The 12,508-nt window shown below is 56.3% G+C and carries 13 protein-coding genes and 1 pseudogene; 4 read left to right on the top strand and 10 right to left on the bottom strand.

From position 1 onward, the window contains the following. The first annotated feature begins 2 nt into the window (after nucleotides 1-2). On the top strand, nucleotides 3-341 hold the full coding sequence (gene uraH, locus CFN46_RS08805; protein WP_024953310.1) for a hydroxyisourate hydrolase: 339 nt from the start codon (nucleotides 3-5) through the stop codon (nucleotides 339-341). A gap of 9 nt (nucleotides 342-350) precedes the next feature. After that, on the top strand, nucleotides 351-1,595 hold the full coding sequence (locus CFN46_RS08800) for a urate hydroxylase PuuD (RefSeq protein WP_088743289.1): 1,245 nt from the start codon (nucleotides 351-353) through the stop codon (nucleotides 1,593-1,595). A gap of 132 nt (nucleotides 1,596-1,727) precedes the next feature. On the opposite strand, the gene CFN46_RS08795 is transcribed toward CFN46_RS08800, so the two are convergent. Further along, nucleotides 1,728-2,372: a TetR/AcrR family transcriptional regulator gene (locus CFN46_RS08795; protein WP_088743288.1), complete on the bottom strand. Its 645-nt coding sequence runs from the start codon at nucleotides 2,370-2,372 to the stop codon at nucleotides 1,728-1,730. A gap of 244 nt (nucleotides 2,373-2,616) precedes the next feature. On the opposite strand from CFN46_RS08795, the gene CFN46_RS08790 reads away from it, so the two are divergent. Next, nucleotides 2,617-4,713 carry an NADH:flavin oxidoreductase gene (locus CFN46_RS08790; protein ID WP_088743287.1) on the top strand — a complete coding sequence of 699 codons (2,097 nt, stop codon included), beginning with the start codon at nucleotides 2,617-2,619 and terminating at the stop codon, nucleotides 4,711-4,713. A gap of 57 nt (nucleotides 4,714-4,770) precedes the next feature. Here the strand turns inward: CFN46_RS08790 and sodX are convergent, their stop codons facing one another. The 7 genes and pseudogenes from sodX to CFN46_RS08755 all read right to left on the bottom strand — a co-directional run bounded on the left by sodX (nucleotide 4,771) and on the right by CFN46_RS08755 (nucleotide 8,473). Then, on the bottom strand, nucleotides 4,771-5,067 hold the full coding sequence (gene sodX, locus CFN46_RS08785) for a nickel-type superoxide dismutase maturation protease (protein WP_088743286.1): 297 nt from the start codon (nucleotides 5,065-5,067) through the stop codon (nucleotides 4,771-4,773). A 44-nt stretch (nucleotides 5,068-5,111) separates the two neighbouring features. Further along, nucleotides 5,112-5,612, bottom strand: coding sequence for a superoxide dismutase, Ni (sodN, locus tag CFN46_RS08780; protein ID WP_088743285.1), 501 nt, complete (start codon nucleotides 5,610-5,612; stop codon nucleotides 5,112-5,114). Continuing rightward, nucleotides 5,609-5,824 carry a hypothetical protein gene (locus CFN46_RS08775; protein ID WP_024953327.1) on the bottom strand — a complete coding sequence of 72 codons (216 nt, stop codon included), beginning with the start codon at nucleotides 5,822-5,824 and terminating at the stop codon, nucleotides 5,609-5,611. Before CFN46_RS08775 ends, sodN begins: the two co-directional genes overlap by 4 nt. A 25-nt stretch (nucleotides 5,825-5,849) precedes the next feature. After that, complete coding sequence (locus tag CFN46_RS08770) at nucleotides 5,850-6,254, bottom strand: hypothetical protein (RefSeq protein WP_024953326.1); 405 nt, start codon at nucleotides 6,252-6,254, stop codon at nucleotides 5,850-5,852. Nucleotides 6,255-6,471: 217 nt separating this feature from the next. After that, a complete protein-coding gene (locus tag CFN46_RS08765; RefSeq protein WP_088743284.1) occupies nucleotides 6,472-7,122 on the bottom strand; it encodes a hypothetical protein in 651 nt (216 codons plus the stop codon). A 401-nt stretch (nucleotides 7,123-7,523) separates the two neighbouring features. Continuing rightward, a pseudogene (locus tag CFN46_RS08760) lies at nucleotides 7,524-7,793 on the bottom strand (L-asparaginase); the annotation flags it as partial. 68 nt (nucleotides 7,794-7,861) lie between these two features. Then, on the bottom strand, nucleotides 7,862-8,473 hold the full coding sequence (locus CFN46_RS08755; protein ID WP_088743282.1) for a LysE family translocator: 612 nt from the start codon (nucleotides 8,471-8,473) through the stop codon (nucleotides 7,862-7,864). A 65-nt stretch (nucleotides 8,474-8,538) separates the two neighbouring features. Between CFN46_RS08755 and CFN46_RS08750 the strand changes: the two genes are divergently transcribed. Further along, nucleotides 8,539-9,474 (top strand): LysR family transcriptional regulator, encoded by a 936-nt coding sequence (locus tag CFN46_RS08750; protein WP_088743281.1) that lies wholly within the window; start codon nucleotides 8,539-8,541, stop codon nucleotides 9,472-9,474. An 89-nt stretch (nucleotides 9,475-9,563) separates the two neighbouring features. Here CFN46_RS08750 and CFN46_RS08745 read toward each other — a convergent pair whose 3' ends face one another. Together CFN46_RS08745 and CFN46_RS08740 are read right to left on the bottom strand one after the other, a co-directional pair. Next, nucleotides 9,564-10,604: a type II asparaginase gene (locus CFN46_RS08745; protein ID WP_088743488.1), complete on the bottom strand. Its 1,041-nt coding sequence runs from the start codon at nucleotides 10,602-10,604 to the stop codon at nucleotides 9,564-9,566. 120 nt (nucleotides 10,605-10,724) lie between these two features. Continuing rightward, on the bottom strand, nucleotides 10,725-12,434 hold the full coding sequence (locus tag CFN46_RS08740; protein WP_088743280.1) for a gamma-glutamyltransferase family protein: 1,710 nt from the start codon (nucleotides 12,432-12,434) through the stop codon (nucleotides 10,725-10,727). Nucleotides 12,435-12,508 lie beyond the last annotated feature (74 nt).

The following is a 12,508-nucleotide window of genomic DNA, read 5'->3' as shown; positions in this document are numbered from 1 at the left end:
TAATGCCCAAACTTACGACTCACGTGCTCAATCAAGCGGAAGGTATTGCCGGTAGCGGCATTCATATTGTACTGGAGCAGTTAGCCGCGGATGGCAGTTGCCATGAGATCGCTCGTAGTGTCACCAATGCTGATGGCCGTCTAGATGCGCCGCTTCTGGATGATGATCAACCCGGCGACTATCGCCTCAGCTTCATGGTCGGCGAGTATTTTGCTACACGCCCCTGTGGAAAGGGGATGCTGATGCGAATCCCTGTCGAGTGTGCGCTTGAGGCTGAAGGTCATTACCACATCCCGCTGCTGGTCACTCCGTGGGCCTATAGCGTCTATCGCGGCAGCTAAGGAGTCGGCATGAGCGCATACCTACTGGACTGGTCGATGCTGCTGACGCGCTGGCTGCACGTCATGGCCGGCATTGCCTGGATTGGCGCATCATTCTTTTTCATCTGGCTTGATAACCGTCGCCAACCTGCCCATCACGCGGTGGATGGGCGGCCCGGTGGTGAGCTGTGGGCCGTGCATGGCGGCGGTCTTTATCACCTGTTCCGACATGATGGCGTCAGCGAGACATTGCCAGGTGAGATTCACTGGTTCAAATGGGAGGCCTACGTCACTTGGCTTTCTGGCATGGCGCTGTTCACACTGATCTATCTCCTGCAGCCTCACGCCTATCTGATCGATCCTCGCGTGTATGAGATGAGTGGCAGCCAAGCTGTCATCGCGGCACTCGGCGTGCTGGTGGGAGGGTGGATGGGCTACGAAGCGATCTGCCGCAGTCCGCTCAAACGTCATGGTGGTGGGCTGTTCATCGCTGTCGGGCTCTGGCTGACACTGGCGGCATGGATTGCCACTGAGCTGTTTTCAGGACGTGCCGCCTTCCTGCTGATGGGCGCGCTGATGGGCAGCATCATGGCGGGTAACGTCTTCAATGTGATCATTCCGGGCCAGAAAGCGTTGCTGGCGGCGGCGCAGCGAGGTGAAACGCCGGATCCTGTGCATGGCAAGCGCGCCAAGCAGCGGTCGGTGCATAACACCTTCATCACGCTGCCGGCAGTATTGATGATGATCAGCAATCACTATCCGTTGCTGTATGCCAATGACTACCGTCTCGGGGTCATCCTGCTGCTGCTGGTGACAGGTGGCTTGATTCGCATCGCTACGGTGGATCATCACAAGGGCATCAAGCGACGCTGGGTGCCGGTGGGGGCGCTGCTCGCGTTGATCGGTGTCATCGTGTTGTGTGCCCCGCGAGCGCAAGCGCCGCTGCCAGAATCTGCATCTTCAACAGCACAGTCCCCGGCCACGTCCGCTGGTGTTGCGAGTGAAGGCGACAAGGCCACGGACGCGATGCGTGAACAGGTCGCGCAGATCATCGAAAATCGCTGTGCGGGTTGTCACAGCGATTCTCCGACGCTGATTGGATTGACAGCACCGGCGGCAGGAATGGCATTCAATGACTGGGACGATATCGATCGTCAGGCACTGCGGATTCACCAGCGCAGTGTGGTCGACAAGAGCATGCCGCTGGCGAACATGACGCAGATGACCGCTGCCGAGCGTCAGCTGCTGGATGACTGGTGGAAGGCGACTCAATGACTCGTCTCTAGACAGTTCAAGCCTTGCCCTCCGCACAAGCAAAAGCCCCCGTTGATCGAGAAGATCATGGGGGTTTTTGCTTGCTAGAAAGAGTCGACTATGGCATCGGTATCTATCAAGAGTCGCGCTTCACTATGCGGGATGACGCGACGAAAACCGCGCAATATCGTCGGATTGGCAACGCTCACCGACGAACACCTCGACATATTCCGCCATGCGTCCGATACGCTCTGCGGCGCTTTCCTGGGTGCGCATCGAGAGATAACCGATCTGTGTCAGGTAGATAGTGCGTGCACGCACGTTGGCGAGTTGCTCGGGCTGCTCGAAGCGGATCAGCATCTGCGTCAGTGCCGTGATACGGGCGCTGTCTGCCACCGCGACGGCGTCTGCGACCGCATCATTCTGGGCCGCCCAATTACGGATCGCCAACTCGAAGCGCGAGTCGAATAACGTCTCATCCAGCCAGCAGTCGAAGACGTTGAGCATGGCTTCGACGACTGTCGCCGCATAGCGCTCACATTGTCGTGTCAACCCGGCGGTATTGGTCGAATCCCAGCGCGCGAGCAGGGCATCGAGCAGCGCCTCGCGGTCTTTGAAGCTCCAGTAGAAGCTGGTACGTGATAGTCCCAACGTCTTGGCAAGCGTCATCACGCGTACCGAATCCACGCCACCGTCGAGAAGCTGATGATAGGCGGCTTCCAGCCAGTCTTCAGCCTTGCCGCGCCCGAGAGGCTGCGTGTTGACGTTTGTCTGTGTGTGATCGATGGCATCTGGCATTGACGTTCTCCTGAGGGGCTGTCGGATACCGTGGCCGCGTGGGCTGATGAGTGAGAATGACAAAAGCGAAGAGCATGCTGTTTGCGACATCGGCGTTTCTGACAGCGCCAGAATCCATGAAATAGCGTTCAGGGGCAGCGCATAACCTGAATCCTAGGGCTATAGTCAGTCCATGTACAGTAGTGTACACAATAAAGACATGACTGTTTGTCGTCCTCTCATGACCTGACTTTCAGGAGGCCACATGGCTCAGGATCCGCTGCTCACACCGTTCACGCTCAAGCACCTGACACTCAAGAATCGCTTGATGATGACGTCTCACGAGCCCGCCTATCCCGAAGATGGCATGCCCAAGGCACGGTATCGCGCCTATCACGAGGAGCGTGCACGTGCCGGTATCGCGCTGACCATGACAGCAGGTTCCGCCTCGGTCGCCAAGGACAGCCCGCCGGTATTCAACAATATCCTCGCCTATCGCGATGAGGTGGTGCCGTGGCTGAGCGAGTTGACCGATGCCTGCCATGAGCACGGCACGGCAGTCATGATTCAGCTGACCCATCTGGGTCGCCGTACGCGTTGGGACAAGGCTGACTGGCTGCCCGCCGTGTCACCCTCCCATCGTCGTGAAGCCTCTCATCGTGCCTATCCCAAGCGCGTCGAAGATTGGGACATCACGCGCCTGATCAATGATTACGCGGATGCCGCAGAACGCATGAAAGCGGCGGGTCTTGATGGTATCGAGCTACAGGCCTATGGCCACCTGATGGACCAGTTCTGGTCACCGCTGACCAATACGCTTGAATCTCCCTATGGCGGCTCGCTGGATAATCGCCTGCGTTTCACGCTTGAGGTGCTAGCGGTGATCCGTGCACGCGTCGGCGAGCACTTCATCGTTGGCGTCCGCTATACCGGCGATGAATGCCTCGCTGGGGGATTTGATGCGCAGGATGGCATGACAATTTCACGCCTGTTGCGTGATAGCGGCAACGTCGATTTTCTCAATGTGGTACGCGGCCATATTGATACCGATGCGGGGCTCACTGACGTCATTCCCATTCAAGGCATGGCCAGTGCGCCGCATCTGGACTTTGCGGGACAGATTCGTGAGGCGATGGATTTCCCGACCTTCCATGGTGCCAAGATTCAGGATATCGCCACCGCACGCCATGCCATCGCCACCGGCAAGGTCGACATGGTTGGCATGACACGTGCGCACATGGCGGACCCGCATATCGTGCGCAAGCTGATGGCGGGGCAGGAGGAGAGCATCCGTCCCTGTGTCGGGGCCAACTATTGTCTTGATCGCATCTATCAGGGTGGCTCCGCCTACTGCATTCACAATGCCGCCACCGGGCGTGAGCTGGAGCAGCCGCATGACATCGCACCGGCCGAGGTCGCCAGGAAGGTGGTGATCATCGGGGCGGGGCCGGCAGGGCTTGAGGCGGCGCGTGTCGCTGGTGAGCGTGGACATCAGGTGGTGGTGCTGGAAGCGGCGGATCAACCCGGTGGCCAAATTCGCCTGACCGCGCAGAGCGAGCGACGTCGCGAGATGATCGGCATCATCGATTGGCGCATCAGTCGCTGCGAGGCGTTGGGCGTCGAGATTCGCTACAACGTCTTCGCCGAGGCCGAGGACGTGCTGGCGGAGCAGCCGGATGTGGTCATCGTCGCCACGGGCGGCTACCCCGAGGAAGACATGCCGCAGGTCGGCAGTGAGCTGGTCGTCTCCAGCTGGGACATTCTCTCCGGGCATGTCACGCCTGGCCGCAACGTGCTGCTGTTCGATGACGCGGGAGACCACGCCGCACTCCAGGCCGCCGAGATGATCGCCAACACCGGCGCCAGGCTCGAGATGATGACGCCAGACCGCACCTTCGCGCCGGAAATCATGGCCATGAACCTGGTGCCTTACATGCGCAGCCTGCAACGCCTCGCCGTCACCTTCACGCCGACCTATCGCCTCGGCAGTGTCACGCGCAGTGAAGATGGCCAGCTGATCGCGCAGATCGGCAGTGATTATCTGGATGACGCCGTGGCGCAAGGCAAGGGCACAGGGCCCTTCGCTAATCAGCGACTCCTCGACCAGGTGGTCGTCAACTACGGTGCCCGCCCGATGGAAGACCTCTACTTCGAGCTGAAACCTCACTCTCGCAACGGCGGGGCAGTCGACTACGACGCCTTGATAGAAGGACTCGCCCAGCCCGCAGACGGCCCAAGTCCTGAGCACACCGAGCGCTCAGCAGACGGCAAGTTCCAGCTCTACCGCATCGGCGATGCCGTCGCGACCCGCAATACCCATGCGGCGATCTATGACGCGCTGAGGCTGATGAAGGTGGTGTGAGGGTGAGCAGAGAGGTTGGATATCACAGAGGAGCCATGGCCAGGGAGAAAGAAAGGCTCACGTATTGTCTTGAGAGATGGTGTGGATCACTCGCCCCTTGACCAGGCGACAAGACAGCAAGCCCATCTTTTCAGTAGAGGTACTGTCAGGATGGGTGCCTTCCAGCCAGAGCATGCCGTCTGGTTGTATCTCACGGATGCGCTTGATGATGCGGCCATAGTGGGGGTGCCGTGCCACCACGATATCCCCGACGCGATAGCGCGATTTCCAGCGTTTCAGCGTGACGACATAATCTCCCGGCGCAAGGCCGGGAGACATGCTGAGTCCATTGACGCGATAGAGTCTGAAGGGCATCAGTTCACGCTTTCTCCATTTTCGCGCGCGTCATTCGAGCCGCCTCAATCCAGCTTCGGATAGACGACGCTTTCAGACGGCGGATACGGGCAGGTCGCGGTAAAGGTGGTGAGCCCCTTGGTATCCCAGAACGCCGCGGCGAATTCATTGATGAGGGTCAGCAGTTTCTCGCCCTTGTCGCGCTCGATGCCCTGTTTGCAGGCAGAGCCGGCCAGCATGAGGCTGTGGACCAGTGCATCGATGTCCGGATAGGCGTCACGCTGCGGCTGCTTGATGTAATCGCCCCAGATGATGCGGATCTCATGCTTGGCTTTCTCGGCGTGGCTTTCCTTCTGCTCCACCAGACGGGCGAGCAAGGCCTGGTCTGCCAGCGTCAGGCTGTCCTTCTGGCCCAGCTCATTGATGAGGCCCATGAAGCGGATCACACTGAGTGCGGCGATCTGGGCAGCGGACGGGTCATAGATCTTGCAGGGGATATCACAATGCGCGGAGGCCGCAGGGAGTGAGACCAGGCGGTCAACGGTGCGGAGCAGGGCATACATCATAACTGACGATCCTTTTGTTCACTGCGTTGACGCTTCAGTCTGGCTTGACGCATGACATAGAAAGCAGTTCCCACGACTGCCGCGATTGATCCATAGAACAAGGTATGGGTAAGAGGGCTGGTCCAGCTACTGTGATCATGTCCCGGATGAGCTTGAGCAGTATTGGCAATGGCCAATATCAATAGGCTACTAATGCTGAGCGCTTTCTTCATGCCTTGCCTCCTGTTGCGGTGCAGGTTAGTAATCAGCTTTGGTATTGCGTGCTTGACTGACACGCTGGGTAGAGACACCCAGCCATTGAACAGTGTTCATGATGTCGAGACGGGCTTGTCCCGACCCACGCAGTAACGCTTGCTGTCGTTCGTATGAAAGATCTGGCAATGCAAGCGCGTGAGAGAGGCGAGCGTGCACTGTTTGCAGTGCCTCCAAGGCTTGCTGGTGGTGGCCTTGAGCGCGATAGAGATCCGCCAGATTCTGATAGCTCACCACCAGTGCCACTACCGCTCCTTCAGGGTCTTTCCAGGGCTCAAGCAGAGTGTCAGCGCGTAGGCACGCGCTCAGATAGTGGTGCTCAGCGATGTGGTACTGGCCTTTATCAAATAGGGCATTTCCCGCTGTCGTCTCGAACTTCCACTGATCCATGGGTCACTCCTTGTAAGCGCTGTACAGATGCAGATCTACATGATTTTGATAATCATTATCATTTGATAATGGTCTATCCCATGAAATATTTCAAGGGGAAAGTGGGGTAAGACGGAAGAGGTTTACCAGGGGCTCTTTTGACACCGCCAGGTTTTGTACATGACGAGCGGGGCGACCTATCACATTGACATTTTGCCCCTTGTGCTGGTGACAGGCATCACACCACTGATGGCGTGGGTAATGGGCTGGGCACCGGTGTCGTGCTCACTCTTTTCTGGGATGTCTTCATGATGGACTCCATGCTGGCGTACACCATATAAAGCTCGCCCATGTTCTCTTCTGTCTGCAAGGTCGACTCATGAATGGGGAGTAATCCGAAGCGCTTGAAGATCTTCATGTTGGAGCGCTTGCACAAGGCGAGGATGCCATCCCCCTTGTTGGCTTTGACATGTCTGGCTGCTGCCGCCATCAGCAGGTTGCCGTGGGAAAATCGTTTCGCACTAGGGTCTGTTACAAGGCGACTGAACTCGTAGATAGCTCCTTCGGGGATGCTGACCTTGTCGTTCTGATCAAACAGGGTTCTTGATTCAAGACCCCCAGGCGTCACTCTGATACATCCCATCAATGCATCACGCTGTGTATCCACCAGGCAGATATGCTGACTATTGCTATCGATGACATCGTCATGACTCTTGTGCTTCATCACGTATGCCTTGGCGGCCCCATGATGCTCATCACGCATCTTCAGAACGTCTTTGTAGAGAGGGTGGCTTCGACCGAAAAATGACACGGTCTTTCTATCTGACTGATTCGGAAATGATGACGAGAATTGCGTGATTACCGCTATGTCTGAATCACTATCTTTCATTGCCTGCCTTCCTCTGTGCCTGCGCTTTCCGATGGTTATGATTTTCATTCTCGCTTGATGAGAATGCTAATACTTTATTAGTAAAGGTGCATGTTTGTTACAGGTATCTGACGATAGTTGATGTAAGAAATTGGCCAGAGATATGTAAGTGATTGACTATAATGATATTTATGCCAAGTCATTCGATGGGGTATGGCACGTCAATCTCAAAATATGACAGTACGTGCAAGTCTGGTGGGGGATATGAGGCTTTGAAAGTGGAGGATGCTGAGGAGCAATGTTAGAACGGGGCACGAGCCCATAGGCCATGCTGAACGCAAAAGGGGCTGCCATTGGCAGCCCCTTTTGCGTTTCCGGTGAGTTTCAAGCCAAGTCAGGCCATGAGGTGTTTTGCTGTCTGCTTACTCGAAGTAGCCACGCACCTTGTCCATGTCATCTGTCTCGGTCAGCACCAGTGAGAGCAGGATGCTGGCCTTCTGGGGATTCAGGGCGCCGCTGCCGATACCTTCTTCCTTGGCGCTGACGATGCCATTGCCGGTACGGGTGCTACGTACGACAGGGATACCATCTTGCATGGCCTGCTTGACCAGCGGCTCGAGCGTGTCCGGGATGGAGCCATTGCCACTGCCGGCAATCACGATACCCTTGGCACCGTTGTCGAGGGCGGCGGTAAATAACGCTGGGCCCTTGGATTAATAGTTTTGTACATTAGAGCATTTGATTTTTGTGACGATTACGATTAGTTATGGGACATTGCCAGAATACCGCCAAAGATAATCAGTAAGCAGCCAAATGTTCGATCCAACCAATGGTGAACTCGTAAAATTTGATCACGTACTAAGCTTGCTGAAAAACATACAGCGACTAATATAAACCAAGATATATGCGCTAGTGAGATAAATAGCCCGTAGCCAATTTGTATCACCAAATGTGTATCGGATTGCACTATTTGCAAGAAAAGACTGACTATGAATAAAGTGGTCTTTGGGTTGAGTGCGTTTGTTAAAAAGCCTGCGCGTAGCGCTGCCCAATTTGAGATAGGAGTAGATTTTTCGTTAGGTAATACATTTTTGTTTTTGCTCAATAGCATCTTGAGTCCTAAGTAGATTAGGTATAATGCACCTACTAGCTTGATAGCATTGTAAAGCCAGTTTGACTGCTGTATTAAGATGCTTACTCCTAAAAGTGTATAAGTTACGTGGATCATAACTCCCAAGCCGATACCTATAGCCGTCCATATGCCGCTACGGCGCGACAGCACGAGACTATTACGTGTGACCATGGCAAAGTCAGGGCCAGGACTGATTACGGCAAGCATGGTGATGGTGATGACAGCTATCAATTCCGTCATGAGTTATCCTTGAGTGGTTGATATAGTCTCTTGATTTTACCCATGACTTTTTCGGATGAATAACGATGATTCCTGTCAGGAATGGTGAGTTAGAATCACCATCAAACAGCAAACGACTACCTTCATTACTCGCTCTGCGCTGTTTTGAGGCAGCAGCGCGACATGAGAACTTTACTCGTGCAGCACATGAATTGAGCCTGACGCATGGCGCTGTCAGTCGTGCAGTACGATTACTCGAGGATGATCTGTGTATTGCACTGTTCGTTCGTCGGAGTCGCCGCGTTTTTCTCACTGAATCTGGCCATGTTCTGGCGCGTGCGGTAGCGGAGGGATTCGATTTGATGCAGCAAGCTGTAGGTCAACTGCGTGCCAATGCCCGGCACAGACAATGGGTGCTTTCATGCGAGCCGACTTTGCTGATGCGCTGGTTGATCCCGCGGTGGCCGCAATTCAAGGCAGATCATCCACATATCGACGTGTTATTGGTCGCAGGAGGTGGGGCATTTTCTTTTTCCAATGGCATTGACTTTGCCATTCGTCGCGATGACTTTCCTTGGCCACAGGACGCCCACTCCTCACTATTGTTCAATGAACGTATCGGGCCAGTTTGTCGCCCAGATAAAGAAACTGAGTGGTTTTCGAAATCTAGTGGTAATGCCCTGCTTGAGAATTCACCGCTAACGCATACACGTACCCGGATGGATGCTTGGCAAAAATGGGCGAGTATTGCAAATCCTATACAAAGCACAAGTATGTTGGTTGATAGTCAATATGAGCAGGTTTTCGAGCATTTCTACTTCAGTTTGCAAGCCGCTGTTGCAGGGCTTGGTGTCGCGATGGGTCCTTGGAACTTGGTGCGCGATGATCTTGATAATGGTCTACTAACAGCCCCGTTGGGTTTTGTAGAAGATGGTACTGGCTACTATCTTTTATCAGCTGAACCCTTCGAGTCTCAGGGGCCGCAGGCCAAGTTGTGCGCGTGGCTGAGTTCATTGAAATAAAGACTGGAAGTAAAAGGGGCTGCCTGGGCAGTCCCTTTTAGCATTGATAGTCAGTCACGTTTCGTCACGTCACGTCATTGACTGCCGGATCACTCGAAGTAGCCACGCACCTTGTCCATGTCATCTGTCTCGGTCAGCACCAGTGAGAGCAGGATGCGGGCCTTCTGGGGATTCAGGGCGCCGCTGCCGATACCTTCTTCCTTGGCGCTGACGATGCCATTGCCGGTACGGGTGCTACGTACGACGGGGATACCATCCTCCACTGCCTGCTTGACCAGCGGCTTGAGGGTATCGGGGATGGAGCCATTGCCACTGCCGGCAATCACGATGCCTTTGGCACCATTGTCGAGCGCTGCGGTAAACAGTGCCGGGTCCATGTCCTGATGGGCGTAGACGATATCGACCTTCGGCAGGCCATCCAGAGAGGTCACATCAAAGTGCGGCTTGTCGGTCGGTGTTGCCGGTGTGTAGTAGAAGTGCGGCTTGCCGCTGACGAAGGCACCCAGATAGCCCTGCTCGGTGGCCTTGAAGGTATCCATCATGATGGCGTTGGTCTTGGTGGTGTAATACGCCGAACCGATTCGGTCGTTGAGCACGATCATGGCACCACGACCTTCCGCCCCATCATCGGCCGCCAGAGTGACCGCTTCCAGCAGGTTGAACGGGCCATCGGCACTGATGGCGGTGGCCGGGCGCATGGCACCGACCATCACGACAGGCTTGTCACTATTGACAGTGAGGTCGAGGAAAAAGCCTGTCTCTTCCAGGGTATCGGTGCCGTGAGTGATGACCACGCCATGCGTCGCATCCGTGGCCAATGCTTCATTGATGGCCTTGGACAGCTTGAGCAGGATTTCCTGATTGATGTTGCTGCTGCCGGTATTGGCGATCTGCTCGCCTGTCACGTCAGCGACATCGGCCAGTTCTGGGACGGCATCCAGCAGCGTTTGCACGCCCAGACTGCCGGAGGTGTAGTTGGTGGTATCCGTGGAGGAGGCTGAGCTACCGGCAATCGTGCCGCCCGTGGCATAGATTTTCACGCCCGGGAGTTCCACGGCGCTTGCCTGTACGCCATAGGCCAAGGAGCAGGCGGCAATCGAGATGGCAGCAACGAGACGTCGGGGAGTCATGAAGTGTTCTTTCATCATTGTGGTGTGTCGCTCTTTATCGTTGTCATGGGAAATGAGTGCCAAGCAAACCAAGTGCGTGCATCGGGATATGCCTGGAGGACAATACACGCCACTATCTCATCAGGTGAATGCCGCACCACCATCACTGCGCGGGTCGTGTGCGGCTTCGACAGTGCCATCCGGATGACGCATCACGGCACCGGCATGACCCAGAGTATCGCTGTAGGCGTCTTCCAGAACCTCTACTTCATGTCCGAGCTCCCTTAGGGCATCTGCCATGTCACCGTCGAGACGTGACTCAAGTTTCAGGCTGGTGCTGATATCGCCCCAGGTGCGGCCGAGCAGCCAGCGTGGGGCGCTGATGGCAGTCTGGAGTGACATGCCGTGACGAGCGATACGCGTGAAGATAGCGGCCTGTGTCTGTGGCTGACCTTCACCGCCCATGGTGCCGAAGGCCATCACGCGGCCATCATCGAAGCACGCCAGTGACGGGTTGAGGGTATGGAAGGGCTTGCGACCCGGCGCGAGACTGCGTAGCTGATTCGATGCGAGGTCAAACGCCAGCCCGCGGTTCTGCCACATCACGCCACTGCTTGGCAGTACCATGCCACTGCCGAACTCCCAGTACACACTCTGGATGAAGCTGACGGTAGTGCCGTCGCTATCCGTGGCGCCCATCCAGATGGTGTCGCCTTCGGCGGGTTCGTAGGGCCAGGTCAGCGCCGACTGCATGTCGATCTTTTCAGCCTCTTCAGCCAAGGCTGATGTTTCAAGATGCGCTTGCTGGGTCGCCACGTATCCTTCCAGACCGCCTTCCATGGCATCCGGTGAGGTGATCAGGCTGTCACGCACCAGGAACGCGCGTTTGGTGGCCTCTATCAGCGCATGCAGATGACGCGGTGTATTGCCCTCCGCTTCGCTGATGCCATGTGTTGCGCTCAGTGCATCGTAGAGACCGATGATCATCAACGTCGCCAGTCCCTGAGTCGGTGCGGGCAGGTTGTAGATGTCACCATCATGCAGGCGTACTTTGAGAGGAGTGACGCGCTGAGCCTGATAGTGATTGAGGTCTGACAGACGCAGCGGACTGCCAGCGTCCTCCAACTCCGTTGCCATGTGTGTGGCCAGTTCGCCACGATAAAAGTCATCGAGACCGGCATCGGCGAGATGCGCCAATGTGGCCGCCAGTTCTGGCTGACGCAGACGCGCGCCTTCCTGCAATGCAATGGCATCGCCTGTCTCGCTCTGGCCAAGATAGCGCTCGGCGAAAACAGGCTGCTGAGAGAGGGTGGCGAGGTGTTTTTCACTCAAGGCTTGCTGACTCGCGCTCACGGCGATCCCGTCATTGCCGAGACGGATGGCGGTGGCCAGCAGTTGTGTCAGCGGTAGGGGTGTGTGCTCTGGAGCAGAAGTCTCTGTCGAGTACGCGAGAGCTTCCTGCCAGCCGCCAATGGTGCCCGCGACCGTCAATGCCGCCAGTGGTCCGCGCGTCGGGATACTGTTGCCTTTTGCCAAGGGCGCGGCAGGTACCTCCCCAAGAGAAGTGGCATAGCCATAGCCGAGATCGGCATAGAACTCACGGCTGGCATGTTCTGCGGCAGCGCCACAGGCATCGATCGCGATCGGCGCCTGGCCGGGGCGTTTGATCAGCCAGAAGCCATCGCCGCCAATGCCATTCATGTGCGGATAGACGACGGCGATGGTTGCTGCCATGGCGACCATGGCTTCTATCGCATTGCCGCCGTCACGCAAGATATCGCGTCCTGCTTCTGCCGCCAGATGATGTGGCGCGGCGCAGGCGCCACCAAATCCACGTCGGGTATGAATCATGGCGTCGTGCTCCTGTTGTTATTGTTCATTGCTGTGCTGGCACACGTACCGAGATAAGGGCTCGGCACGTGTGG

It is taken from the genome of Cobetia sp. QF-1 (assembly GCF_002213105.1).
GTDB classification, from domain to species: Bacteria; Pseudomonadota; Gammaproteobacteria; order Pseudomonadales; family Halomonadaceae; genus Cobetia; species Cobetia crustatorum.
Note: the sequence above shows the minus strand (reverse complement) of the source record. Positions and strands in the feature narration are given on the sequence as shown.

Bases quoted from the DNA above. Each gene is read 5' to 3' on its own strand.
- CFN46_RS08755 (WP_088743282.1), bottom strand. From the start codon at position 8,473: ATGACGGAATTGATAGCTGTCATCACCATCACCATGCTTGCCGTAATC.
- sodN (WP_088743285.1), bottom strand. From the start codon at position 5,612: ATGATGTATGCCCTGCTCCGCACCGTTGACCGCCTGGTCTCACTCCCT.
- CFN46_RS08775 (WP_024953327.1), bottom strand. From the start codon at position 5,824: ATGAAGAAAGCGCTCAGCATTAGTAGCCTATTGATATTGGCCATTGCC.
- uraH (WP_024953310.1), top strand. From the start codon at position 3: ATGCCCAAACTTACGACTCACGTGCTCAATCAAGCGGAAGGTATTGCC.
- CFN46_RS08770 (WP_024953326.1), bottom strand. From the start codon at position 6,254: ATGGATCAGTGGAAGTTCGAGACGACAGCGGGAAATGCCCTATTTGAT.
- CFN46_RS08750 (WP_088743281.1), top strand. From the start codon at position 8,539: ATGATTCCTGTCAGGAATGGTGAGTTAGAATCACCATCAAACAGCAAA.
- CFN46_RS08795 (WP_088743288.1), bottom strand. From the start codon at position 2,372: ATGCCAGATGCCATCGATCACACACAGACAAACGTCAACACGCAGCCT.
- CFN46_RS08790 (WP_088743287.1), top strand. From the start codon at position 2,617: ATGGCTCAGGATCCGCTGCTCACACCGTTCACGCTCAAGCACCTGACA.
- CFN46_RS08800 (WP_088743289.1), top strand. From the start codon at position 351: ATGAGCGCATACCTACTGGACTGGTCGATGCTGCTGACGCGCTGGCTG.
- sodX (WP_088743286.1), bottom strand. From the start codon at position 5,067: ATGCCCTTCAGACTCTATCGCGTCAATGGACTCAGCATGTCTCCCGGC.
- CFN46_RS08745 (WP_088743488.1), bottom strand. From the start codon at position 10,604: ATGACTCCCCGACGTCTCGTTGCTGCCATCTCGATTGCCGCCTGCTCC.
- CFN46_RS08765 (WP_088743284.1), bottom strand. From the start codon at position 7,122: ATGAAAGATAGTGATTCAGACATAGCGGTAATCACGCAATTCTCGTCA.
- CFN46_RS08740 (WP_088743280.1), bottom strand. From the start codon at position 12,434: ATGATTCATACCCGACGTGGATTTGGTGGCGCCTGCGCCGCGCCACAT.